The organism is Serratia sp. JSRIV002, assembly GCF_019968725.1.
GTDB classification, from domain to species: Bacteria; Pseudomonadota; Gammaproteobacteria; order Enterobacterales; family Enterobacteriaceae; genus Chania; species Chania fonticola_B.
In genome coordinates this window covers 2,861,404-2,884,266 of record NZ_CP074143.1, presented here as the reverse complement: position 1 = coordinate 2,884,266, position 22,863 = coordinate 2,861,404, and the positions used below count along the sequence as shown (strand labels likewise).

Sequence of the window (22,863 nt, the reverse complement as noted above, 5' to 3'; positions counted from 1 at the left end):
AATGCTGTGCGATAAATGGCCGCCCGCTTGGTACAGGCGGCACGCTCCTTACATCAGGCCTTTTTTCTGCAGTTCCACCTGGAAGTTGTCGCGGGTGATCAGCACCACGTCGGTCACTTCGGTGAATTTCTCTGGTTCCACGCCTTTCTCTACCCAGTCATGCAGCATCTGAATGCTCTTGTAGCCATGAATATCCGGGCTTGGCAGCAGTGAACCGTAGAAGCCGGTTGCCTGTTTCTTGGAAAGCTCGCTTACCGCGTCGACGCCGTTGATACCAATGCCGATCACGTTAGGCGCTTTAAAGCCCTGACCTTCGGTGGCACGCACGCCGCCCAGTACGGTGTTGTCGTTCATCCCGACGATCAGCCAGTTTTTCACTTCCGGATGCTGCACCAGCATCGAGTTGGCGGCATCAAACGCCCCTGGGATATCGTTGGATTTGGTCGGTACCTTGTAGATTTGCTGTTCTGGGAAACCCGCGGTTTTCAATGCATCCATCGAGCCACCGGTACGGCGGCGTGCCGTGTCCAGTTCATCGGAGGTGATCGCCATTACGCCGGTCTCTGCCACTTTCCAGCCACGCTTGTTCATCTCTTTCCACAGCTCGGCACCTTGGCGCTCACCTATCTTGGTGGCCGCCATCATCACTAACGGCACACTCTCCATCGGCTTGCCTTTGGCATTAACAAACTGGTCGTCAACCGCGATCACTTTCAGGTCGTAGCTGCGTGCCTTGGCGACAATCGCCGAGCCGAGTTTTGGGTCTGGGGTGCAGATAACAAATCCCTTGGCCCCGCTGGCCGCCAGGCTGTCGATGGCATTGAGGGTTTTCTCGCCGTCCGGCACGGCAATCTTGATCACTTCAAACCCCAGGTCTTTACCCGCCTTGTCGGCAAATTTCCATTCGGTCTGGAACCAGGGCTCTTCTGGCTGTTTAACCAAAAAACCCAGTTTCATGGTCTCTGCGATAGCTGAATGTGACATAACCGCCGTCAGACCGATCACTGCCAACGCCTTAGTGAATTTATGCATGGTACTCTCCGCTGTTTTGCTTCCATCGGCAGAAAAATCGGGCCGCCGTGAAAACGTTATCATTATGAGATCCTGTCACGGCAATGGCCTTGCATCTCGCTTATTGCCGTCGACTCAGGTAAGACGCAAACAGTTTTAGCCGGTATTTGTTAGTTAAATGTAGAGCGCTATCACATCCCGAGATAACAGCAGATATGTGCATACATTTAGCAAATTTAACCAAGTGATAACTTTTGACCCCCATCACAAAATCACTGTAGCAAGCAGAAAAGTGCATACTTCCAGCCAATGCTTCCTCACCTGCCTCCCCGTCCCGCTCCTATCGTTAACCTCAACCTAACAAGTAAGGAGTCCGCATCATGACGGCAGGTGCTATTGCCCTGGGATTAGACTTCGGCAGCGATTCAGTGCGGGTGCTGGCTGTCGACTGTCAAAACGGTAATGAACTGGATACCGAGGTGGTCTACTACCCTCGCTGGCAGCGTGGTGATTTCTGTAATGCCGCGCAGAACCAGTTCCGCCACCATCCACTCGACTATATCGAAGCCATGGAGCAAGCCATCGTCGCCGTAGTGCAGCGCATGAGCCAGGAACAGCGGCAGAGCGTGGTCGGGATTGGGGTTGATTCCACCGGCTCCACTCCCGCCCCGATTGATGAATATGGCGACGTGTTGGCGTTGCGGCCAGAGTTTGCCAGCAATCCCAACGCCATGTTTGTGTTGTGGAAAGACCACACCGCCATCGAGGAGGCGGAGGAAATTAACCAGCTTTGTCGCCGTGGTGATTTCCCCGATTATTCGCGCTATATCGGCGGCGTTTATTCCTCTGAGTGGTTCTGGGCCAAAATCTTGCACGTTTCACGCCAGGACGAGGCGGTACGCCACGCAGCCGCCTCTTGGGTTGAGCTATGCGACTGGGTACCGGCACTGCTTTCTGGCACTACTGCACCGGATCGGTTAAAGCGCGGACGTTGCAGCGTTGGGCATAAAACGCTGTGGCATCCGGATTGGGACGGTTTGCCACCGAAAGCCTTCTTTGCGGCCTTGGATCCGATGCTGGTGGAAGATTTGCCCTATCCACTGTTCAACGGTTCCTACACTGCCGATTTGCCGGTAGGGACGCTGAGCAAAGAGTGGGCCACACGGCTTGGGCTATCAGAAAGCGTGGTGCTGTCCGGTGGCGCCTTTGACTGTCATATGGGGGCAGTGGGAGCCGGAGCGCAGCCTTATACGCTGGTGAAGGTGATTGGCACGTCGACCTGCGACATTCTGATCGCCGATCGTGAGCGCGTGGGCGATCGCGCCATCAGCGGCATCTGCGGCCAGGTGGACGGCAGCGTGGTGCCGCAAACCATCGGGATGGAGGCCGGGCAATCCGCTTTTGGCGATATGTACGCCTGGTTCAGCCGCCTGCTGAGCTGGCCACTGCGTGAAGCCGCCAAGACGCAACCGCAACTCCAGACACAGCTGCAACAAATCGAGCATGACATGCTGGCCGCCCTGACCGCCGCCTGGGCCAAAAACCCGTCTCTTGACCATCTGCCAGTGGTATTGGACTGGTTCAATGGCCGCCGCACCCCCTACGCCAACCAGCGCCTGAAAGGAGTGATCACCGATCTCAATCTCGGCACCGATGCGCCCACGCTGTTTGGTGGCTTTATCGCCGCAACGGCATTTGGCGCCCGCGCCATCATGGAGTGCTTCGAACAGCAGGACATTCCCGTCGATAACGTGCTGGCTTTGGGCGGTATTGCCCGCAAGTCACCGGTGATTATGCAGGTTTGCGCCGATGTGATGGATCGTCCGCTACAGATTGTCGCCTCCGACCAGTGCTGCGCGTTGGGTGCAGCCATCTTCGCCGCCGTAGCCGCCGGGCATTTCAGCGACGTTCCGCAAGCTCAGCAGCATATGGCTTGCAGTATTGAACGTACTTTGCAGCCCGATCCCGCAAACGTCGTGCGCTACCAACAACTTTATGAACGCTATCAACAGTGGTGCCAGGCCGCAGAGCCGCGCTTTGCCGCAATCACCAAAAATTAATACGCCGTGGCAGATCCCTCGGCTCAATAAAACCTCTAGTTCCAGGAGTTTTTGATGAACATCTTTAAGCAACGTGAAGTGTGGTTCGTGATCGGCAGCCAGCATCTTTATGGCCCCAAAACCCTGCAACAGGTGATGGAAAATGCCGAACAGGTCGTGAACAGCCTGAACCGCGACGCAGGTTTACCGGTGAAGATGGTGCTGAAACCGCTGGTCACCACGCCGGACGAAATCACCACCGTCTGCCGTGATGCCAACTATCACCAGGACTGCATCGGCATCATCACCTGGCTGCACACTTTCTCACCGGCCAAAATGTGGATTGCCGGCCTGTCTATCCTCGATAAACCGCTGCTCCAATTCCATACCCAATTTAATGCTGAGGTTCCGTGGGACAGCATGGATATGGACTTTATGAACCTGAACCAGACCGCCCACGGAGGCCGCGAGTTCGGGTTTATCGGTGCCCGTATGCGCCAGCAGCACAGCGTGATTGCAGGCCACTGGCAAGACAAAAATGCCCAGGAGCGAATCGCTCAATGGATGCGTGTTGCCTGCGCCAAACAGGAAAGCCAACAGCTGAAAGTGGCGCGTTTTGGTGACAACATGCGCCAGGTCGCCGTGACCGATGGCGATAAAGTGGCCGCGCAGATCCAGTTTGGTTATTCCGTGGATGCTTATGGCATCGGCGATTTGGTCAACGTGATCGATGAAGTGAGCAAGGGCGATATCGATGCTCTGATCGAAGAGTACGAAGCCAGCTATGAGCTGAGCGACGTAGCAAAAGTTAACGGGGCCAAACGGCAGAACCTGATTGATGCAGCCGCCATCGAACTGGGCATGAAACGTTTCCTCGAACAGGGCAAGTTCCACGCCTTCACTACCAACTTTGAAACGCTGCACGGCATGAAGCAGTTGCCAGGTTTAGCGGTACAGCGCCTGATGCAGCAAGGCTACGGCTTTGCCGGTGAGGGCGACTGGAAAACCGCGGCCCTGCTGCGCATTATGAAAGTGATGGGCAGCGGCTTAAATGGCGGCACCTCGTTTATGGAGGATTACACCTACAACTTCCAGCCGGGCAACGATTTGGTGGTGGGGTCCCATATGCTGGAAGTCTGCCCTTCCATTGCCAAAGAACAGAAGCCACTGCTGGATATTCAATATCTTGGCATCGGTGGCAAGGCCGACCCGGCCCGCCTGATCTTCTCTACCCCGGCAGGCCCGGCGGTGAATGCCAGCCTGATCGATATGGGCGATCGTTTCCGCCTGCTGGTCAATCAGGTTGATACTATTGAGCAGCCTAAACCATTACCTAAGCTGCCGGTGGCCCGGGCGATCTGGCGCGCTCAGCCTTCCCTGGCTACGGCCGCAGAAGCCTGGATCCTGGCAGGTGGTGCGCACCACACGGTGTTCTCACAGTCACTAAACGCCGACTACCTGCGCCTGTATGCCGAGATGCACAACATCGAATTCCTGCTGATCGACAACGACACCACCCTACCAGCGTTCAAGAACGAAATCCGCTGGAATGAAACCTACTACCAAATCAACCGTCGCTAAACGCTCCCGCAAAAACTGCAACCGGTTTCAGAAACCGGTTGCAAACTCATTTCAACTCGACCTAAACTAGACTCAATATTTAACGTATAGCGAGAATAGTTATGTCTGCTTTCCCGAAAGCGTTCCTCTGGGGCGCGGCTAGCGCGGCGTATCAGGTTGAAGGCGCACACGATGCCGACGGCAAAGGCCCATCCATCTGGGATACCTTCTCCCACCTGCCGGGTACCACTTACCAAGGCACTAACGGCGACGTTGCCGTCGATCACTATCACCGCTTCCGTGAGGACGTGGCGCTGATGGCCGAAATGGGGATGCAGAGCTACCGGTTCTCAATCTCCTGGCCGCGCCTGCTGCCACAGGGCCGGGGCACCATCAATGAGGCCGGGGTCAAATTCTACAGCGATCTGATTGATGCCCTGTTGGAACACAACATTGAACCGATGATCACCCTGTACCACTGGGATCTGCCGCAGGCATTGCAAGATGAAGGCGGTTGGGAAGCACGCAGCACTGCGGAGGCTTTTGAAGAGTATGCCCGCCTGTGTTACCAACGTTACGGCGATCGCGTCAAACTGTGGTCTACCTTCAATGAAACCGTGTGCTTTATCGGCTTCGGTTACATCACCGGCGGCCACCCACCGGGCGTACAGAACCCGGCACGTGCGATCCAGGCCTGTCACCACGTCTTTGTAGCCCACGCTAAAGCGGTAGCCGCATTCCGTACCAGCGGCATTGCCGGCCAAATCGGCTTCGTCAACGTGTTGCAAACCCATACCCCGCTCAGCCAGTCAGCGGAAGATCTGGCGGCCTATCAGTTGGCCGAAGGGATCTTTACCCACTGGCTGTACGATCCAGTACTGAAAGGGGAATATCCGGCTGAACTGCTAGAACAGACTCAGGCGCTGTGGGGCGTGCCGCAATTCGCCCCTGGTGATGAGCAACTGCTGCGTGACAATATCTGTGACTTTATTGGCCTGAACTATTACAAACGTGAAACCATCGCGGCCAATAATCAAGAGTCACATCTGACCATCAACACCACCGGTGAGAAAGGCAGCGGCCACCAGCAGGGTAACGAATTCGGCTTTAAGGGGCTGTTCAAGTTCGTCCGCAACCCGAACGGCGTGTATACCGATTGGGACTGGGAAATTTATCCGCAGGGCCTCACCGAAGGCATCATGAATATCAAGGCGCGTTACGGCGATATCCCTATCTACATCACCGAGAACGGTCTGGGAGCCAAAGATCCGATTATCGACGGTGAAGTGGTGGATGACGATCGCATCGACTATCTGCGCCAGCACATTGGTGCCATTGAAGACGCTATCAAACAGGGGGCCGACGTACGCGGTTATTATCCATGGTCGTTTATCGATCTGCTGAGCTGGCTCAACGGTTTCCAGAAACAGTACGGCTTTATCTACGTTGACCACAACAAGGATCTGGCACGCCAGCGTAAGAAAAGCTTCTTCTGGTACCAGAAGCTGATCGCCAGCAACGGTGCGGAACGTTAATCACATTCCCATTGTTACTGGACATAATACCGCAACACCCGAGCTTGAGGCAGGTGGGAGTCATTGCAGGTTAGCCGACCGTTGAGCGCAGGGATGCGCGATACGAGCCTCCAGGGATGGATTCACGGCGTGTCGGCGTTCTGTATGACTCTCACCTGTTGCACCATTACCTGCAGCGACCCAACCTGACTAACATTTTTATAGGTTAGGCCAACGAAATCGCCTTCTCCTCGCGCATTGGCACATATTTGAGTAAGCTATGCCGCTTACTTCGTTGGAATACCACTCAGGATCTCGTATGACCCAAGCTGAATATTCGCGCATCGGCGGTTGGCTGCTAGCCCCGATGGCCTATCTGATCGTTACCCTGCTCAGCGCCAGCCTGATGTTGGCCCTGTACGGTATGGCCATTTTTATGCCGGAATCACGCGAGTATCTGAGCACCAATGCTCAGGCTTTCTCCACGCAGTGGTATTTATCGGTGCTCACCACGCTGGTAATGTGGTGCTTTACGCTGTACCTGCTGTGGCTGTTCTGCCAGCGTTCACAACGTTTTCCAAAGCTGTTCCTGGTCTGGCTGCTGATCACCGTGCTATTGGCGATCAAGGCGTTCGCCTTTGCCCCCGTGCCCGATGAACTTGCCGTGCGTAGCCTGCTATGGCCGTTGGTGATGGCCGCCCTGCTGGTGCCCTATTTTAAGCGTTCCCAGCGCGTGAAAGGCACCTTCACCGAGAAGTAACCACGGCAAGGCACGATTTGATCGCCCTGCTGTGTAAATTTTCAACAAAACAGGCAAAAAAGCGCAATACCCTTGCGATTAGTATGTTGTCGTTACGCCGCCGATTACCGATAATAGGCGGCTTTTATTTTTTTAGGCATTGCAATGACCGAATACCTGCTCTTGTTTGTTGGCACCGTACTGGTGAACAACTTTGTCCTGGTGAAATTCCTGGGCCTGTGCCCCTTTATGGGCGTTTCCAAGAAACTGGAAAGTGCCATCGGCATGGGCATGGCTACCACATTCGTGATGACGCTGGCCTCGGTCTGCGCCTGGCTAATCAACAGCTTTATCCTGATCCCGTTGGATCTGGTTTATCTGCGCACGCTGTCCTTTATTCTGGTGATCGCCGTCGTGGTGCAATTCACCGAAATGGTGGTGCGTAAAACCAGCCCGGCTCTATATCGCCTGCTGGGGATTTTCCTGCCGCTGATCACCACCAACTGCGCTGTATTAGGCGTGGCGTTGCTCAACGTCAACCTTGGCTACAACTTCCTGCAGTCTGCGGTTTATGGCTTTAGTGCCGCCGCAGGCTTCTCATTGGTGATGGTGCTGTTTGCCGCCATCCGTGAACGCCTGGCGGTCGCCGATGTGCCCGCGCCGTTTCGTGGTTCCTCTATCGCCTTGATCACCGCTGGCCTGATGTCTCTGGCCTTTATGGGCTTTACCGGGCTGGTGAGATTCTAATGACTGCGTTGTGGATTGCGGTGGCGGCATTAAGCGCCTTGGGATTGCTGTTTGGCCTGGTGCTGGGTTTTGCCGCACGCCGCTTTGAAGTGGAAGAAGATCCGGTTGCCGAACAGATCGACGAAATTCTGCCGCAGAGCCAATGTGGCCAATGCGGTTATCCCGGCTGCCGCCCCTATGCCGAAGCGGTTGCCAATGGCGAGATGATCAACAAATGTGCCCCGGGTGGCGAGCAGGTGATGCTCAAGCTGGCCGAATTACTCAACGTCGAGCCACAGCCGCTGGACGGCGGTGCCGCCGTGGCAGAGCCGGTGCGTAAGGTCGCCTTTATTGACGAAGCCAACTGCATCGGCTGCACCAAGTGCATTCAGGCCTGCCCGGTGGACGCCATCGTGGGTGCCACCCGCGCCATGCACACGGTCATTACCGATCTCTGTACCGGCTGTGATCTGTGTGTTGCGCCCTGCCCAACCGATTGTATTGAAATGAAACCGGTCGCCACCACGACCGCCAGCTGGAAGTGGGATATGCAAACCATTCCGGTGCAAGTGATCCCCGTGGAGCAACATGTTTAATCTGTTCGCCGCTTTGAAAAAAGATCGGATTTGGGATTTTGACGGTGGCATTCATCCACCCGAAATGAAGACCCAGTCCAGCGGTGTGCCACTGCGCGTGGCTCCCCTGCCCGACATTTTTATCGTCCCCTTGCAACAGCATCTGGGCCCAGAAGGTGAGCTGTGCGTCAAAGCCGGTGACCACGTACTGAAAGGCCAACCACTGACCTTTGGCCGTGGCCGCTCCTTGCCGGTACATGCACCAACCTCGGGCACCATCCGCGCCATTGAACCTCACGTTACCGCTCATCCTTCAGGGCTGGCGGAACTGTGCGTGATTATCGATCCCGACGGTGAAGATCGCTGGTGCGAACTGACGCCGGTCGCCGATTACCGCCAACTGGATGCGGCAGAGCTGATCCAACGTATTCATCAGGCCGGGATTGCCGGACTGGGGGGTGCGGGTTTCCCAACGGCCAGTAAGCTGCAAGGTGGCCGTGAAGAGGTGGAAACCCTGATCCTCAACGCTGCCGAATGCGAGCCCTATATCACCGCCGACGACCGGCTGATGCAGGAACAGGCCGCTCAGATTATCGAAGGCACCCAGATCCTGCGCCACCTGTTACAACCCAAAGTGACGTTGATCGGCATCGAAGATAACAAGCCGGAAGCCATCGCCGCGCTGAAAGCCGCTTTGCGCGGGCAGGATGGCATCGCCCTGCGGGTGATCCCCACCAAATATCCTTCGGGCGGAGCCAAGCAGTTAACCAAAATTCTGACGGGCAAAGAAGTGCCTCACGGCAAGCGTTCGTCCACCATCGGCGTGCTGATGCAGAACGTGGGCACCGCCTTTGCCATCAAGCGGGCGATTGTCGATGGCGAGCCGTTGATTGAACGTGTCGTCACCTTAACCGGTGAGGCCATGAGCCGACCAGGCAACGTCTGGGCGCGCCTCGGCACGCCGGTGCAACACCTGCTGGCCTTTGGCGGCTATCAACCTCAATCCCAACAGATGGTGGTAATGGGCGGCCCGCTGATGGGCTTTACGTTGCCAACGTTAGACGTGCCGATCGTCAAAATCAGCAACTGCTTACTGGCCCCAACGGTTGACGAAATGGCCGTACAAGAACCAGAGCAGTCCTGTATCCGCTGTGGCCTGTGCGTTGATGCCTGCCCTGCCGGGCTGTTGCCGCAGCAGCTTTACTGGTTCAGCCGTGGCGAAGAGCACGAGAAGGCGCGTAAGCACAACCTGTTCGACTGTATCGAATGTGGTGCCTGTGCCTACGTCTGCCCCAGCAATATTCCGCTGGTGCAATATTATCGCCAAGAGAAGGCTGAGATTAACGCGTTGGATCAGGAAGCGGCACGTACCGCCGAAGCCAAGGCACGTTATGAAGCCAAGCTGGCCCGTTTAGAACGTGAGAAGCTGGCGCGCGAAGAGCGTCATAAAAAGGCCGCGGTGAAACTGACCGACAGCGATCAAGATGCCGTCCAGGCGGCTTTGGCTCGCGTGCGCAGCAAAAACAGTGAGGCTGCTGGCATTGCTATCAGTGGCCAGGAGCCGGATAACAGCGCTGCCATAGCTGCCCGCGAAGCGCGTAAGGCACAGGCCAGAGAGCGCAAGCTCGAGCGAGCAAGCGAAATGCCTGCGGCGACAGCGGTGCAAGAGGAGGACCCGCGTAAAGCGGCCGTGGCTGCGGCGTTGGCTCGAGTCAAAGCCAAGAAAGCGGCGCAGGCACAAGACGCAGAGAGCGTGGCGGAAACGGTAGCTTCAGAGGATCCTCGTAAGGCTGCAGTAGCGGCAGCATTAGCCCGCGTGAAGGCGAAAAAGGCGGCGCAGCAAGCCGAGCTTTCACCACCGCAAGTAGACGAGGAACCTATCCCTACGGCTGAGCCGGAGGATCCACGCAAGGCTGCCGTTGCTGCCGCGCTGGCCCGAGTCAAAGCCAAAAAAGCGGCGCAGCAAGCTGAGCGTTCTCAACCACTAGTTGACGAGGAACCTATCCCAACGGCTGAACCGGAGGATCAACGCAAGGCTGCCGTTGCCGCAGCATTGGCCCGAGTCAAAGCTAAAAAGGCCGCACAACAGCTAGCTACGGTAGATAAAGAGTAAGCGGTATGGGAGTCTTGCCGAACGTAAGGCCCCACTTAATCGATAGAAATCAGGTAGGTGTAATTGACATCGATCTGCCGCAGTTTGGCATCCTGATTCCACGCTTTAGCTTCGATTATCTCCATCTCAACACTTCCGCGTACTTCATTGCGCAGCCCTGGCATCACGTGCGAGATCAGGTAAGAGATAAATTTCACGCACTCTTTGGCCGTCCCCTGATGGGTAATCGCGATGTACTCGCGCGCTGGCAAGCGAATATCTTCAATCTTGTGGCCAGAAAGGATGTCCTTCTTGAATTCCGGCTCCACCGCCATAGTATGCGTGACTGAACACTCGCCTTCGCCACGCTCATTGGCAGAATGGATGCTGTAAACCTTGTGGCACTCCATATTCAGCCCTTTGAAGAAGTCATTAAAGATTTCCCCCTTCATGGCGATACAGGAAGAAATAGCCATCTCTTGGGCAGTATCAAATTCCATCTCACGCGTAAAACCGACCAGGTGCGTATCAGGTAACGTCAGCCGTTGTATCTCCGGATAAAAACCTGCCTCATACACGGCTTCGAAGTCGAAGCGCGGCATCAGGCTCTTCACGTCCCATTTTTCCATGGTACGGTAGCGGTTTGGCGTAATGCCAAAACGTTGCTTAAACATCCGGGTAAAGGTCTGCTGTGAATCAAAGCCCAACTCATCGGAGATATCGATAATCGTACGGTTGCTGATACGCAGCGCGACCGCCGCACGGGTAAGAATGCGTGAGCGAATATAGGTGGCGAGCTGGATACCGGTGATTCGCTTGAACTTGCGCTGCAGGTGCCACTTGGAGTAGCCGGAGATACGCGCAACTTCATCCAGATTTGGCCGAGTCTCCAGATGAATTTCGACCCATTCAATCAGTTCTTCAATAAATAAAATATCTTCATTAGTCATTATTAATTGTTCGCTACTTCAAAAATGCTCAGGATAGTAACCTACGTTAATTATATGAAAGTTGTTATTCCGTGCGCCAAGCAGTCCAAAAATAGCAGCTCGATCATCAGTATGACAACCCATACTGCACGTTTTACACCCAGCCTGGCTTTTTCTCACCGCAAAAGCTGAATATCCTTATGATTAGCACGTATTACCCGGCATATGATTGAGGTAGAATGCAGCGCTGTAATTTCCCCCGGTGCCCGCACCGTGAATGCACTGATTAACATGGCAAAGAAATGGTAGTTATTCTATGAAGTTCAGGCCGGTACAACAGGCAGCCCCCAAGGGCTTACACATCGCCAGCTCTCCGTTTACCCATAACCAGCAAAGCACCAGCCGCATCATGCTTTGGGTGATGCTGGCCTGCATTCCCGGCATGGCAGCACAGCTATGGTTCTTTGGCTATGGCAACCTTATTCAGACCGCGCTGGCCATGGTGACCGCCCTCGGGTCCGAGGCCGCCATTCTTGCGCTACGTAAACAGCCAGTCAAGGCTCGGCTGGCAGATAATTCCGCCCTGCTCACTGCGCTGTTGCTGGGCATTAGCCTGCCACCTCTAGCTCCCTGGTGGATGATCGTTATCGGCACCTTTTTCGCCATTGTGATCGCCAAACAGCTATACGGCGGACTTGGGCAAAACCCTTTCAATCCGGCCATGGTGGGTTACGTGGTGCTGTTAATCTCCTTCCCGGTACAGATGACCAGTTGGTTACCGCCGGAAGAGCTGCGCGCAACCGCCCTGACCCTGCCAGATACCCTGCTAGCTATTTTCAGCGGCCACACTGCCCAGGGGGCCACTCTGCACGAATTGCAGATGGGCGTCGATGGCATCAGCCAGGCCACGCCATTAGACGGTTTTAAAACCGGCCTACGCAGCGGCCACTCGGTCGAGCAAGTGCTCCAGCAACCGCTGTTCGGTGGCACCCTGGCCGGTATCGGCTGGCAGTGGATTAACCTGGGCTTCCTGCTCGGCGGCCTGTTTATGCTGGGCCGTAAGCTGATCCACTGGCAAATCCCGTTCAGCATGTTGGCCGTCATTGCCTTGTGCTCAGGATTGGCCTGGACGTTGGATCCGGCCCATCAGGCTTCCCCGTTGATCCATCTGTTTTCCGGGGCCACTATGCTCGGGGCTTTCTTTATTGCCACCGACCCGGTCAGTGCCTCTACTACGCCCAAAGGTCGGCTGATATACGGCGGCCTGGTTGGCTTGCTGGTCTGGCTGATCCGCGTGTATGGCGGTTATCCCGACGGGGTAGCCTTTGCCGTACTGCTGGCCAACATTACCGTACCGTTGATCGATCACTACACGCAGCCACGCGTGTATGGCCACCGTTGAGGAGTCATTATGCTTAATTCCATGAGAAAGCATGGCACCACACTGGCCGTGTTTGCCGCGGTCACCACCGGCCTGACCGCCGTGGTGTACCAGTTAACCAAAACCACCATTGCACATCAGGCGGCGTTGCAACAAAAAGCGTTGCTGGACCAGGTCGTCCCGCCGGAACATTATGACAATGATATGCAGAGCGAATGCCTGCTAGTCAGCGATCCGGCTTTAGGCAATGGCGCGCCGCACCATCTGTATCTGGCCCGCAAAAATGGTCAACTGGTGGCAGCCGCGTTGGAAACGACCGCGCCAGACGGTTATTCTGGGGCGATCCAACTGCTGGTCGGGGCCGATTTTAACGGCACGGTATTGGGAAGCCGCGTGATAGAACATCACGAAACGCCTGGGCTGGGCGACAAAATCGAATTACGTATCACCGACTGGATCACCTTCTTCAGCGGTAAAAAGATCGACGGCCCGGATGATAAACGTTGGGCAGTGAAGAAAGACGGCGGCATGTTTGATCAGTTCACTGGGGCCACCATCACCCCGCGAGCGGTGGTCAACGCCGTGCGTCGTACAGCGTTGTTTATGGAGACGCTGCCGCCTAAACTGGATACTTTGCCTGCCTGCGGAGCCAGCGAATGAGTGAAGCCAAAGAGTTAATCGTACAGGGGTTGTGGAAAAACAACTCTGCGTTAGTGCAATTATTGGGGCTGTGTCCGCTGCTGGCGGTAACGTCAACTGCCACCAACGCCTTGGGGCTTGGACTGGCTACCACGCTGGTGCTGACCATTACCAACGGTTCCATCTCCGCCCTGCGCCGTTGGATCCCGAGCGAGGTCCGCATTCCGATTTATGTGATGATCATTGCCGCCGCAGTGAGTATCGTGCAGATGCTGATCAACGCCTACGCTTTCGGCCTGTATCAGTCGTTAGGGATTTTTATCCCGCTGATCGTCACCAACTGCATCGTGGTGGGCCGGGCTGAAGCAGTAGCGGCGCGAAAACCGGTAGGACTGGCATTGATCGACGGTATGGCTATCGGCCTTGGTGCCACCAGTGCCATGTTTGTGCTGGGCTCGCTACGCGAGCTGATTGGTAACGGTACGCTATTTGATGGCGCTGACCTGCTGCTAGGCAGTTGGGCCAAGGTGTTGCGCATTGAGATTGTCCATTTCGACACCCCTTTCCTGCTGGCCATGCTGCCACCAGGTGCCTTTATCGGTCTGGGCTTGATGCTGGCAACCAAATATCTGATTGATGAAAAAATGAAGGCGCGTAAAGCCAAGGCCTTGGCAGTTGAAGCTAACATGGAACAGGGACACGCAGAGAAAGCGCTATGAATAAAGAGAAACGCCTGGAGATCCTGACCCGCTTGCGGGATAACGACCCGCATCCGACCACCGAGCTGGTGTATACCACACCTTTTGAGCTGTTGATTTCCGTGCTGCTCTCCGCTCAGGCAACCGACGTCAGCGTTAACAAGGCCACGGCCAAGCTCTACCCGGTTGCCAACACGCCAGCGGCCTTGCTGGCGTTAGGGGTAGACGGCGTCAAAGAATACATCAAAACCATCGGCCTGTTTAACAGCAAAGCCGAGAACGTGATCAAAACCTGCCGTATTCTGTTGGAAAAGCATGACGGTGAAGTGCCGGAAGATCGCGCAGCACTCGAAGCCCTGCCCGGCGTGGGGCGTAAAACGGCCAATGTAGTGTTGAACACGGCCTTCGGTTGGCCGACCATTGCCGTTGATACCCATATCTTCCGCGTCTGTAACCGCACCCACTTCGCCCCAGGGAAAAACGTGGAGCAGGTAGAGGAAAAGCTGCTGAAAGTGGTTCCCGCCGAGTTTAAAGTCGACTGCCATCACTGGTTTATCCTGCATGGTCGCTATACCTGTATCGCCCGTAAACCGCGCTGCGGTTCATGCATTATCGAAGACCTGTGCGAGTTTAAAGAGAAGGTCTATCCGCTTGATTGAGAGTACCGGGCACGGCGATCCGTGTCCGCGACTCTTCCCTCCGGTTTTTTATCAAAAATGTGACGTCGGGCAGCATTAACCTTGGTGGAACCCGGGATTACCCTACAAACTCGCTGTTTCAGATATTTTCAACCGTAAAATTAGTCAAAAATTGTGGTTAACCTCACGTCTTGACGATCACATCTCATTTACAAACCTCACTACCGATCTGTCCATTTTCAGAAATTTTGCATAACCCAATTTATGCACAACAAACCAAGGCCTAATCAATCATGAGCATTGGTATGGACTGGATATGACTTAAATAGCAGAAGATATAACTAAATTAATTCAGGATAGCTTTTAATCAAAACAAAAACTCGGCAAATTTAAAAATGGCAAACGTTAATACTGCATAACATTTGCAACATAGTTGCATAGCGTTGTCTATGTTATATGTAACAGAACATGTCAAAAAGCTTGCCACGTTGACAAAGATAGTGAACATTAACCGCCGGCATTCATCCTATAACAATGCAGAAGTGTGCAGCCCTGCATCACATTCTGCTATTTCCCGTCCTGAAAATACGGGTAGTGAAAAAACCAGAGGTACCAGTGTCAACTGCAAACAACAATTCTTCGGACAACATTAGCCTTAACGCGTTTAAGCAACCTAAGGCCTTCTACCTGATCTTCTCGATTGAACTCTGGGAACGTTTCGGCTACTACGGTCTGCAAGGCATCATGGCAGTCTATTTGGTCAAGATGCTTGGCCTGAGTGAAGCCGACTCGATTACGCTGTTCTCCTCATTCAGTGCGCTGGTGTACGGTTTCGTGGCCATTGGTGGCTGGCTGGGGGATAAAGTTCTCGGCTCCAAGCGTGTGATCGTCTTGGGGGCCATCGTGCTGGCCGCCGGTTACGCCATGGTGGCCTATTCTGGTCATGATATCTTCTGGGTTTATCTGGGGATGGCCACCATCGCCGTGGGTAGCGGTCTGTTTAAAGCCAACCCTTCTTCCCTGCTGTCTACCTGCTATGAGAAAGACGATCCGCGTTTGGACGGTGCATTTACCATGTACTATATGTCCGTCAACATCGGTTCATTCTTCTCCATGCTGGCAACCCCGTGGCTTGCGGCCAAATATGGCTGGAGCGTCGCCTTCTCACTGAGCGTGGTGGGGATGTTGATCACCCTGGTCAACTTTATGATGTGCCACGGCTGGGTTAAACAATACGGTTCAAAACCTGACTTTAAGCCCCTGCAGGTCAAAAAACTGCTGATGGTGATCGTTGGTGTGGTAGCACTGATCGCGGTTTCCAGCTGGTTGCTGCACAACCAGATTATCGCGCGCTGGGCACTGGCTATCATCTCTGTGGGTATCGTCATCGTGTTCGCCAAGGAAACCTTCGCCTTGCACGGCGCAGCACGTCGTAAAATGATCGTGGCCTTCCTGCTGATGCTCGAAGCGGTGGTGTTCTTCGTGTTGTACAGCCAGATGCCAACCTCACTGAACTTCTTTGCTATCCACAACGTTGAGCACAATATTCTGGGGATCGCGTTTGAACCGGAGCAGTATCAGGCACTGAACCCGTTCTGGATCATGATGGCCAGCCCTATTCTCGCTGCGCTGTATAACAAGATGGGCGATCGTCTGCCGATGCCGCACAAGTTTGCCTTCGGCATGATCCTGTGCTCCGGGGCGTTCCTGGTGCTGCCGTGGGGCGCAAGCTTCGCCAACGACCAGGGCATCGTGTCCGTTAACTGGCTAATCTTGAGCTATGCGCTGCAGAGTATCGGTGAGCTGATGATCTCTGGTCTGGGCCTGGCTATGGTGGCTCAGTTGGTGCCACAGCGCCTGATGGGCTTTATCATGGGCTCCTGGTTCCTGACCACCGCCGCCGCCGCGCTGATCGCCGGTAAGGTCGCGGGTCTGACCGCCGTCCCAAGCGACATTAACGATGCGCATGCTTCTTTGGCTATCTATAGCCACGTGTTTATGCAGATTGGTATCGCCACGGCGGTGATCGCCGTGCTGATGATGCTGACCGCACCGAAGCTGTACCGCATGACGCTGGATACCGCAGAAGATACGGCAGCCAAAGCGAAAGCTGCAGCTCTCTAATCTCTGCTGTAACCTGACCTCAAAAACGCCGGAGCCTAGCTTCGGCGTTTTTTTATGGTGCACAGAAAAATTGCGAAACGCTTCGCTATCTGAACAATCGAGTGCATTCAACAGCATGGGTATTAAGTAGACTGCAGGTGGGTGCTCTGGATCTTTCCGTCTGGAGCATTTGGTAAAGGATGGAAAGAGAAAAGCCCCGGACCGATTTACATCAATCCGAGGCCGATCTCACTCCTAAGCAAGGTGAGGTTAGCCTCTTAAAATCCCAAAATCAAGGGACAAGGAGGTTAAGAATGCCGCAAAAACTGCTGGTTTTATGCCTGATCGTTATCTGTGTGACGCTGATCGCATTCACCTGGATAACACGTGATTCGCTGTGTGAGTTACGTGTCAGGCAAGGAACAACGGAAATTGCCGCCATTCTGTCTTGCCTGAAACAGCGGTAAGGCGATCCCACGGATGGGGTGCGCCCCGTCCGTAACTTGCTGGGAGACGTTCCGTGAGCACCCTTTTTTGCACATCAAAATTCACGGCTACGATTAAATCCGTGGGTAATGGATCAAGTCGTGAATGCGTACCGGCTCTACGCTGGCATTATGATACGCATGTGGGCAATCCGCCTGGAAACGCATGGCTTCGCCGCTGGCAAGGCTGTACCACTCGCCATTAATCGCCAGTTCCAGTTGGCCACTAATGACAATGACATGTTCAATCACGCCCGGCTCATGAGCCGAGGATTCACTGAGCGCGCCAGGAGCCAAGTCGATCACAAACATATCAAAACCCAGTTGGCGGTCGAATGGGAACAGCGGCACCACACGCATGTCGGCATTGTCTTGATTGAAGATTGGCAACTCGCCATAACGATGCAGCATAGCCGCCGGTTGCAGCGGCGCCGTTTCCAGAAAGGCAGAGAAAGCCACGTTAAACCCGGTAGCAATTTTCCATAAGGTCGCCACCGTTGGGCTGGACTCACCCCGTTCGATCTGCCCCAGCATAGCCTTGCTGACGCCCGTATTTTCGGCAGCCTGATTAAGGCTCCAACCGCGTTGCGTACGTAATGACTTCAGCGTTTGCGCCAAATGGCTGGCAAGATCCTGCATAGCGGTTCTCCTGATAAACCTGCGGCGATTATAGCCCCTTGTGCGCTATAACGCACGATGCTATGCTCCGTCAATTCGTACGTTATAACGCACACTGACTCGGGAGCGGTTATGCGTCCTGCACTCTCATTACGTGATATCTCCTTTTCTGCCATCGTTGCCGGTTTTGTCGCCGTGCTGGTCGGCTATACCAGTTCTGCAGCGATTATCTTTCAGGCCGCTGCTGCCGCAGGGGCTAGCCCGATACAAATTGGCGGCTGGCTGAGCATGCTTGGTCTAGGTATGGGTATCACTTCGTTGGGGCTCTCACTCTATTACCGTACGCCAATCCTCACCGCCTGGTCGACGCCTGGTGCCGCGTTACTGGTCACCAGCTTGCCTGGAACCCCGCTCAATGAGGCCATCGGGGTATTTATTTTTGCCAGCGGGCTGATCCTGCTGTGTGGTGTCACCGGCCTGTTTGCCAGGTTGATGAATCATATCCCGCAGACCATATCGGCAGCGATGCTGGCCGGAATATTACTCCGCTTCGGGTTGGATGCCTTTGCTTCCTTGCAGATCAATTTTTCACTCAGCGCCGGCATGTGCCTGGTGTATCTGTTCACCCGCCGCTATCTGCCGCGTTACGGGATCGTTCTGACGTTGCTGGCCGGGCTGATCATCGCGGCGTTACAGGGTAACATTCATTTCACCCAACAAACGCTGTCCTTCGCCAAGCCGGAATTTATCGCTCCGCACTTCACGCTGTCGACGTTGCTGGGTATAGGTATTCCTTTCTTTGTCGTGACGATGGCCTCGCAGAACGCGCCAGGCATCGCCACTCTCAAGGCCGGCGGATATGACGTTCCCACTTCCCCCTTAATTAGTTGGACTGCCCTGACGGCTCTGGTGCTGGCCCCCTTTGGCGGCTTCACGGTGTGTATTGCCGCCATCACCGCCGCCATCTGCATGGGGCCGGACGTACATCCCGATCCCAAGCGCCGTTATATGGCTGCCGTGGCCGCTGGCGGCTTTTATCTGTTAGCTGGGGTGTTCGGCGGTACCATTGGCATGCTGTTCAGCGCGCTGCCGGTAACCTTGATCCATACTATCGCCGGGCTGGCGTTATTAGGCACCATTGCCGGTAGTTTGCAACGCGCGCTCCAGGATGATAAACAGCGGGACGCTGCGGTGATCACTTTTCTGATCACCGCTTCCGGGCTGACGTTGTTAAACGTGGGGGCTGCCTTCTGGGGACTGATTGGCGGTGTACTGGCTTACGCTATTTTCTCATTACCACGGCGCAAAATGCCTTGAATCCCGCTATTGGCTCTCAACGATTGGCAGGATAAATCCGCTATCACCCTGCGGCAGCGCGATACCCAAGGCACGCGCTGCCAGTTCTGCCACACGAAAATCGATATCCGCTGGCTCACCATCTTCCAAAAACCAGGCCGCGGAAAGCCCCGCCCAGGCCAGGATCCACTGCAGCAGACGGTAACGTTCCAAACCAGCCAAGGAGCAAACCTGGTCAACGCGACGATGGAAGATATCGGGATCGGTGGCGACACCGTAATTGGGATTGCAGAAGATATTGGCGTAATCAAATCCACGCTCGCCATACAGACGCTTGGGATCGATCACTAGCCAGCCGCGTTCGGCAAAATCCAGCACGTTGTCATGGTGAATATCCCCATGCAACACCCCTTGATCCCTTGGGCTGGTCAACAGTTCTGCCGCAGCGGTAGCACTCAGACGCAACATACCACCATGAGCCTGTGCTGCGGGCCATAAGGCGTTAAACCATTGATGCAAGGGGATCAGTTCGGGATAAGGCTCATCTCGCGGCGCATGCAATTGGGCAATGACCTGGCACAGAATAGCGGTTGCCCGTTGGTCTTCACCGTTGCGTACCAGTTGTGCCAATGACAAAGGCCCCATAGCCCTTTCCAGCAAAATGCCGTCATCATGCCAGGCCAGCACCCGCGCAGCACCTTCTCCACGCCACCAGCACATCAGCAGGCCGCCAAATTTTTCTTCCTGTTCGCGGGCAATTTTCAACATTGCGGGCATCATTTGATAGCGTACCGGCATCAACAGGCTGCTGTGGGTTTCAAACGCTGGCCCGTCTGGCTCAAGTTGCCAACGTTGCAGATAAGGAATAAATGCCTGGTGGATCACCCTTATGCACCCTTATTGCGTGAACGACTGCCTGGGATGATAGTATTACCAGGCAGCATCCTGCAAAACTTTCGGCTGCACGCGCTGATGAGTGCGTGCTCTTGGTCATCTCGTGGGGTCATCATGTCATTAAAACGCACCAACTATGCAAAATTACCTAAGCCGGGTGGGCCCTATGTGCACGCGGTACGCCACGCCGATACGCTGTACGTCTCTGGCCTGACCGCCTTTGCCACCGAAGCCCAGGGGCAAGCGGTACAAGACCAGGCTCGCGCCATACTGGAACAACTTGCGGCCGTGGCTGCCAGTGAGGGCACCAATCTTAAATCACTGATCAAGATCACCGTTTTTCTGACCGAAATAGCCGACTTGGCCGCCATTCGTGACGTCCTGTTCGACTATCTGGACGGTGCACTCCCTGCCAGTTCTCTGGTTGCCGTCAGCGCCCTGTTTTCGCCCGATTTGAACGTCGAGATCGAAGCCATTTTGGCACTGTAAATCAGGGGCGCTATAACGCGCCCTCATCCAGTTCACAAGGCCCAATCTTGAACCAGGCCTTGGCGATCTTCCCTTGCTCAATCTCATAGATGGCAATAACATCCATCTTCCCGCGCCCCTGCGGAAAATTGCGCGTGACTACCTCTTGGTCTATGACCAAATTCTCAACCACCATACGTTTGATACGCTCACCGTAAAGGCTTGGCTCTTGGAAGCGGGCAAGATGACGCTCACGAATTTCACCTTTACCACGGGCAAGCAGCGTATCCGGATGCTGATAATACAGCGCATCGTCTGCCCAGCAGGCCATAAAGGCGTCTATATCACGGGCATTGTAGGCATCAAGCTGCTGTTGCACGATCTCTTCTGGGCGTACTGTTTTGCTGTTCATCGTAATCCCCTGCATAACGTTGAATCCGAGGTTAAAGCTCGACGATTTCATCCACCTGATGGTGAAACACGTAAGGATCGGAGATCAGCGCGAAGGCTTCATCATCCGGATAAGTGACCGCAACTTGATAGGCTTCACCGGCAAAACATTTGATGGCCTCCAGCGAGGTCCAATAAGTTGCCAGAAAGAAATGCGCATAGTTTCCCTGCACCTCTTGTCTGACAAAAGCCCCACGGTTGCCCGCAATCGCTTTAGCATGCTTGACGCCTGTGACATGCAAATGATCGGCAAATCCTTGCCGATGTTGTAGTGGCACGCAGCCGTGCCAGGTTCTGACAATCATCGCCACCCACTGAATATAAAACCGGAAATAGTGAATAAATAACCTATCATGTTTTTAGCCGATTTCAATCCGTCAACGCATGATTTTTAAACCGATGCAGAAAGTGACATGACAGCCCTTATCCGCTATGACGCTGTCGGGAATAATCTGCTAATTTAGCAACTGGACTGATTGATGATGAGTGACTATGCAGCAAAAGCCGGTTTTGCACGAAGCCAGACAGTTGAAACGCCTTAACGCCGCAACGCGGCGGCAATCGCACATGTATAAGTGGATTTTCCTGGTGGCGGCGCTGGATGCATTGTTGGTGTTTTATTATGACCGGGATATGCGTAATGTTTCATTTTCAACCCTGGTGGCACTGGTTTGCGGCTATCTGTGGATCCGCGATCGCAATAAAGCGCGCGGCTATCGGCGTGAGTACGACGACAAATACGGCAACTCTCTCAACGAGTAATCCCTCCTCACTTCCAGCCTATTGATAAGGATCGATTTGTGCATTCTCCAACTGTCTCCCCAGAGCTGCTACAACCCTTCTCTCCGTTTCAGGCATTAGCCCAAGAGTTACTGCCGCTGACGCTAGAGGGCGATGATGGCTCGCATGATGTGGCCCACCTGCACCGCGTTTGGAAAAATAGCCGCCAAATCAGTCAGGATGAAGGAGGAGACCAGCAAATTCTGTGTGCCGCCGTGTTGCTGCATGACTGCGTTGCGGTAGAGAAAAACTCTCCTCAGCGCCACCTGGCCTCACGCATGGCGGCAGAAAAAGCCAGCATCGCGCTGGCAAGCCTTGGTTGGTCTGTTGGCGATATCAGCAAAACTGCGCACGCGATCGAAGCCCACAGCTTTTCTGCCGCTATTCCCCCACAAACGCTGGAGGCCAAAATCCTGCAGGATGCCGACAGACTGGATGCGATTGGCATGATCGGCGTTGCCCGCTGTTTCTACATCGGTGGCCGCATGCGTAGCGCCCTATACGATGCCGCCGACCCGCTGGCGCAACAGCGCCAGTATGATGACAAGCGATTCACTCTGGATCACTTCGAAACCAAGCTGTTCAAACTACAGGAAGGGTTTCAGACTGAGGCAGGCCGAAGGATGGCGGCATTACGCACGCAACGCATGCGCCGCTTTCTCAGCGAACTGCTGGAAGAAGTTTGATAACTACAGAGCAATATCTTTGCCATAAATGCTGTACACTGAAAGTCAACTTCACAACACAGGTTGCCAAAATGAAGAGACTAACGCTGAAAGAGATGACAGAAAGCGAACAACGTGAAGTAAAGACCGATCTGGACAGAGCAAGCAAAAACCTCGAGCGCCAGTTAACCAACTCCGAACATAATAAAATTAAAGACGAAGCCATCGATCGCATTATGGCCGCACGTGAAAAGATTGCCAAAGCGACCCGCGCAGAACGCAAAGCCAACCGGGCACAGCCAACAGGTGCCACCTTCAGTTGGACTGCCTCCATCAGCACGCGCCCACATCGTTGATCACAGACCCCGTTTCGGCGGGGTCTCTGTTTGATAAGCCAGATTCATCTACGCCCTGCCATTATTAATATCCCTATTATCATCCGGTTATCCATTGACAGTTAACCGTGACCTGTCCACTATCGGGGGACATTCACAGGTTATGAGATCGCCATGTCCCCTTTCATCCAACAGGCCACACCGCAGCAAACCGCGTTGACCGTGGGT

24 protein-coding genes are annotated in these 22,863 nt (G+C 54.6%); 18 read left to right on the top strand and 6 right to left on the bottom strand.

Annotation, left to right across the window (positions count from 1 at the left end):
- Window positions 1–48: 48 nt before the first annotated feature.
- Window positions 49–1,032, bottom strand: a complete 984-nt coding sequence (locus tag KGP26_RS13640; protein ID WP_037374918.1) for an arabinose ABC transporter substrate-binding protein — start codon at window positions 1,030–1,032, stop codon at window positions 49–51.
- A gap of 359 nt (window positions 1,033–1,391) precedes the next feature.
- On the opposite strand from KGP26_RS13640, the gene KGP26_RS13635 reads away from it, so the two are divergent.
- The 7 genes from KGP26_RS13635 (at window position 1,392) to rsxC (ending at window position 10,277) form a co-directional block, all read left to right on the top strand.
- A complete protein-coding gene (locus KGP26_RS13635) occupies window positions 1,392–3,071 on the top strand; it encodes a ribulokinase (protein WP_094981776.1) in 1,680 nt (559 codons plus the stop codon).
- A gap of 54 nt (window positions 3,072–3,125) precedes the next feature.
- Window positions 3,126–4,631 carry an L-arabinose isomerase gene (gene araA, locus KGP26_RS13630; protein WP_021804520.1) on the top strand — a complete coding sequence of 502 codons (1,506 nt, stop codon included), beginning with the start codon at window positions 3,126–3,128 and terminating at the stop codon, window positions 4,629–4,631.
- A 101-nt stretch (window positions 4,632–4,732) separates the two neighbouring features.
- On the top strand, window positions 4,733–6,145 hold the full coding sequence (locus KGP26_RS13625) for a glycoside hydrolase family 1 protein (RefSeq protein ID WP_021804521.1): 1,413 nt from the start codon (window positions 4,733–4,735) through the stop codon (window positions 6,143–6,145).
- A gap of 298 nt (window positions 6,146–6,443) precedes the next feature.
- Window positions 6,444–6,884 (top strand): DUF2569 domain-containing protein, encoded by a 441-nt coding sequence (locus KGP26_RS13620; protein ID WP_021178055.1) that lies wholly within the window; start codon window positions 6,444–6,446, stop codon window positions 6,882–6,884.
- A gap of 144 nt (window positions 6,885–7,028) precedes the next feature.
- On the top strand, window positions 7,029–7,610 hold the full coding sequence (gene rsxA / locus KGP26_RS13615) for an electron transport complex subunit RsxA (protein WP_021178056.1): 582 nt from the start codon (window positions 7,029–7,031) through the stop codon (window positions 7,608–7,610).
- The gene (gene rsxB, locus KGP26_RS13610; protein WP_021804523.1) at window positions 7,610–8,185 is read left to right on the top strand and encodes an electron transport complex subunit RsxB; all 576 of its coding nucleotides are present in this window, start codon (window positions 7,610–7,612) and stop codon (window positions 8,183–8,185) included. Before rsxA ends, rsxB begins: the two co-directional genes overlap by 1 nt.
- On the top strand, window positions 8,178–10,277 hold the full coding sequence (gene rsxC, locus KGP26_RS13605; RefSeq protein ID WP_223665570.1) for an electron transport complex subunit RsxC: 2,100 nt from the start codon (window positions 8,178–8,180) through the stop codon (window positions 10,275–10,277). Before rsxB ends, rsxC begins: the two co-directional genes overlap by 8 nt.
- A gap of 35 nt (window positions 10,278–10,312) precedes the next feature.
- Here rsxC and KGP26_RS13600 read toward each other — a convergent pair whose 3' ends face one another.
- Window positions 10,313–11,206 (bottom strand): helix-turn-helix domain-containing protein, encoded by an 894-nt coding sequence (locus KGP26_RS13600; protein WP_021804525.1) that lies wholly within the window; start codon window positions 11,204–11,206, stop codon window positions 10,313–10,315.
- Between the two features lie 295 nt (window positions 11,207–11,501).
- On the opposite strand from KGP26_RS13600, the gene rsxD reads away from it, so the two are divergent.
- From rsxD to KGP26_RS13570, 6 genes are all read left to right on the top strand, one after another.
- Window positions 11,502–12,587: an electron transport complex subunit RsxD gene (gene rsxD / locus KGP26_RS13595; RefSeq protein ID WP_021804526.1), complete on the top strand. Its 1,086-nt coding sequence runs from the start codon at window positions 11,502–11,504 to the stop codon at window positions 12,585–12,587.
- Window positions 12,588–12,596: 9 nt separating this feature from the next.
- Entirely contained in the window at window positions 12,597–13,226 is a 630-nt protein-coding gene (gene rsxG / locus KGP26_RS13590; protein WP_209523586.1) for an electron transport complex subunit RsxG, read from the top strand.
- Window positions 13,223–13,924: an electron transport complex subunit E gene (locus tag KGP26_RS13585; protein WP_059200728.1), complete on the top strand. Its 702-nt coding sequence runs from the start codon at window positions 13,223–13,225 to the stop codon at window positions 13,922–13,924. Before rsxG ends, KGP26_RS13585 begins: the two co-directional genes overlap by 4 nt.
- Entirely contained in the window at window positions 13,921–14,562 is a 642-nt protein-coding gene (gene nth, locus KGP26_RS13580) for an endonuclease III (RefSeq protein WP_021804529.1), read from the top strand. Before KGP26_RS13585 ends, nth begins: the two co-directional genes overlap by 4 nt.
- Before the next feature lie 594 nt (window positions 14,563–15,156).
- On the top strand, window positions 15,157–16,665 hold the full coding sequence (gene dtpA, locus KGP26_RS13575) for a dipeptide/tripeptide permease DtpA (RefSeq protein ID WP_021178064.1): 1,509 nt from the start codon (window positions 15,157–15,159) through the stop codon (window positions 16,663–16,665).
- 293 nt (window positions 16,666–16,958) lie between these two features.
- Window positions 16,959–17,111, top strand: coding sequence for a Hok/Gef family protein (locus tag KGP26_RS13570; RefSeq protein ID WP_059200725.1), 153 nt, complete (start codon window positions 16,959–16,961; stop codon window positions 17,109–17,111).
- A gap of 93 nt (window positions 17,112–17,204) precedes the next feature.
- Here KGP26_RS13570 and KGP26_RS13565 read toward each other — a convergent pair whose 3' ends face one another.
- A complete protein-coding gene (locus KGP26_RS13565) occupies window positions 17,205–17,768 on the bottom strand; it encodes a helix-turn-helix domain-containing protein (protein ID WP_059200724.1) in 564 nt (187 codons plus the stop codon).
- Window positions 17,769–17,879: 111 nt separating this feature from the next.
- On the opposite strand from KGP26_RS13565, the gene KGP26_RS13560 reads away from it, so the two are divergent.
- Complete coding sequence (locus KGP26_RS13560; protein ID WP_094981780.1) at window positions 17,880–19,064, top strand: benzoate/H(+) symporter BenE family transporter; 1,185 nt, start codon at window positions 17,880–17,882, stop codon at window positions 19,062–19,064.
- A gap of 6 nt (window positions 19,065–19,070) precedes the next feature.
- On the opposite strand, the gene KGP26_RS13555 is transcribed toward KGP26_RS13560, so the two are convergent.
- Window positions 19,071–19,925 (bottom strand): aminoglycoside phosphotransferase family protein, encoded by an 855-nt coding sequence (locus KGP26_RS13555; protein WP_179251671.1) that lies wholly within the window; start codon window positions 19,923–19,925, stop codon window positions 19,071–19,073.
- A 123-nt stretch (window positions 19,926–20,048) separates the two neighbouring features.
- On the opposite strand from KGP26_RS13555, the gene KGP26_RS13550 reads away from it, so the two are divergent.
- A complete protein-coding gene (locus KGP26_RS13550; protein ID WP_037374920.1) occupies window positions 20,049–20,426 on the top strand; it encodes a RidA family protein in 378 nt (125 codons plus the stop codon).
- 10 nt (window positions 20,427–20,436) lie between these two features.
- Here KGP26_RS13550 and KGP26_RS13545 read toward each other — a convergent pair whose 3' ends face one another.
- Window positions 20,437–20,817 carry a nuclear transport factor 2 family protein gene (locus KGP26_RS13545; RefSeq protein ID WP_021804535.1) on the bottom strand — a complete coding sequence of 127 codons (381 nt, stop codon included), beginning with the start codon at window positions 20,815–20,817 and terminating at the stop codon, window positions 20,437–20,439.
- 31 nt (window positions 20,818–20,848) lie between these two features.
- The gene (locus KGP26_RS13540) at window positions 20,849–21,160 is read right to left on the bottom strand and encodes a hypothetical protein (protein WP_223665569.1); all 312 of its coding nucleotides are present in this window, start codon (window positions 21,158–21,160) and stop codon (window positions 20,849–20,851) included.
- 187 nt (window positions 21,161–21,347) lie between these two features.
- On the opposite strand from KGP26_RS13540, the gene KGP26_RS13535 reads away from it, so the two are divergent.
- From KGP26_RS13535 to KGP26_RS13525, 3 genes are all read left to right on the top strand, one after another.
- Window positions 21,348–21,617, top strand: coding sequence for a hypothetical protein (locus KGP26_RS13535; protein WP_094981781.1), 270 nt, complete (start codon window positions 21,348–21,350; stop codon window positions 21,615–21,617).
- Window positions 21,618–21,655: 38 nt separating this feature from the next.
- Complete coding sequence (locus KGP26_RS13530) at window positions 21,656–22,321, top strand: HD domain-containing protein (protein ID WP_094981782.1); 666 nt, start codon at window positions 21,656–21,658, stop codon at window positions 22,319–22,321.
- A gap of 71 nt (window positions 22,322–22,392) precedes the next feature.
- Window positions 22,393–22,656: a DUF3811 domain-containing protein gene (locus KGP26_RS13525; RefSeq protein ID WP_021178074.1), complete on the top strand. Its 264-nt coding sequence runs from the start codon at window positions 22,393–22,395 to the stop codon at window positions 22,654–22,656.
- Window positions 22,657–22,863: the final 207 nt, after the last annotated feature.

What these genes read in the sequence shown, in the direction of transcription:
- KGP26_RS13625 (WP_021804521.1), top strand. Translation starts at nt 4,733, where the DNA reads ATGTCTGCTTTCCCGAAAGCGTTCCTCTGGGGCGCGGCTAGCGCGGCG.
- rsxB (WP_021804523.1), top strand. Translation starts at nt 7,610, where the DNA reads ATGACTGCGTTGTGGATTGCGGTGGCGGCATTAAGCGCCTTGGGATTG.
- araA (WP_021804520.1), top strand. Translation starts at nt 3,126, where the DNA reads ATGAACATCTTTAAGCAACGTGAAGTGTGGTTCGTGATCGGCAGCCAG.
- KGP26_RS13545 (WP_021804535.1), bottom strand. Translation starts at nt 20,817, where the DNA reads ATGAACAGCAAAACAGTACGCCCAGAAGAGATCGTGCAACAGCAGCTT.
- KGP26_RS13565 (WP_059200724.1), bottom strand. Translation starts at nt 17,768, where the DNA reads ATGCAGGATCTTGCCAGCCATTTGGCGCAAACGCTGAAGTCATTACGT.
- rsxG (WP_209523586.1), top strand. Translation starts at nt 12,597, where the DNA reads ATGCTTAATTCCATGAGAAAGCATGGCACCACACTGGCCGTGTTTGCC.
- KGP26_RS13640 (WP_037374918.1), bottom strand. Translation starts at nt 1,032, where the DNA reads ATGCATAAATTCACTAAGGCGTTGGCAGTGATCGGTCTGACGGCGGTT.
- rsxC (WP_223665570.1), top strand. Translation starts at nt 8,178, where the DNA reads ATGTTTAATCTGTTCGCCGCTTTGAAAAAAGATCGGATTTGGGATTTT.
- KGP26_RS13570 (WP_059200725.1), top strand. Translation starts at nt 16,959, where the DNA reads ATGCCGCAAAAACTGCTGGTTTTATGCCTGATCGTTATCTGTGTGACG.
- KGP26_RS13535 (WP_094981781.1), top strand. Translation starts at nt 21,348, where the DNA reads ATGCAGCAAAAGCCGGTTTTGCACGAAGCCAGACAGTTGAAACGCCTT.
- KGP26_RS13585 (WP_059200728.1), top strand. Translation starts at nt 13,223, where the DNA reads ATGAGTGAAGCCAAAGAGTTAATCGTACAGGGGTTGTGGAAAAACAAC.
- KGP26_RS13540 (WP_223665569.1), bottom strand. Translation starts at nt 21,160, where the DNA reads ATGATTGTCAGAACCTGGCACGGCTGCGTGCCACTACAACATCGGCAA.
- rsxD (WP_021804526.1), top strand. Translation starts at nt 11,502, where the DNA reads ATGAAGTTCAGGCCGGTACAACAGGCAGCCCCCAAGGGCTTACACATC.
- KGP26_RS13560 (WP_094981780.1), top strand. Translation starts at nt 17,880, where the DNA reads ATGCGTCCTGCACTCTCATTACGTGATATCTCCTTTTCTGCCATCGTT.
- KGP26_RS13635 (WP_094981776.1), top strand. Translation starts at nt 1,392, where the DNA reads ATGACGGCAGGTGCTATTGCCCTGGGATTAGACTTCGGCAGCGATTCA.
- KGP26_RS13620 (WP_021178055.1), top strand. Translation starts at nt 6,444, where the DNA reads ATGACCCAAGCTGAATATTCGCGCATCGGCGGTTGGCTGCTAGCCCCG.
- rsxA (WP_021178056.1), top strand. Translation starts at nt 7,029, where the DNA reads ATGACCGAATACCTGCTCTTGTTTGTTGGCACCGTACTGGTGAACAAC.
- KGP26_RS13525 (WP_021178074.1), top strand. Translation starts at nt 22,393, where the DNA reads ATGAAGAGACTAACGCTGAAAGAGATGACAGAAAGCGAACAACGTGAA.
- nth (WP_021804529.1), top strand. Translation starts at nt 13,921, where the DNA reads ATGAATAAAGAGAAACGCCTGGAGATCCTGACCCGCTTGCGGGATAAC.
- KGP26_RS13600 (WP_021804525.1), bottom strand. Translation starts at nt 11,206, where the DNA reads ATGACTAATGAAGATATTTTATTTATTGAAGAACTGATTGAATGGGTC.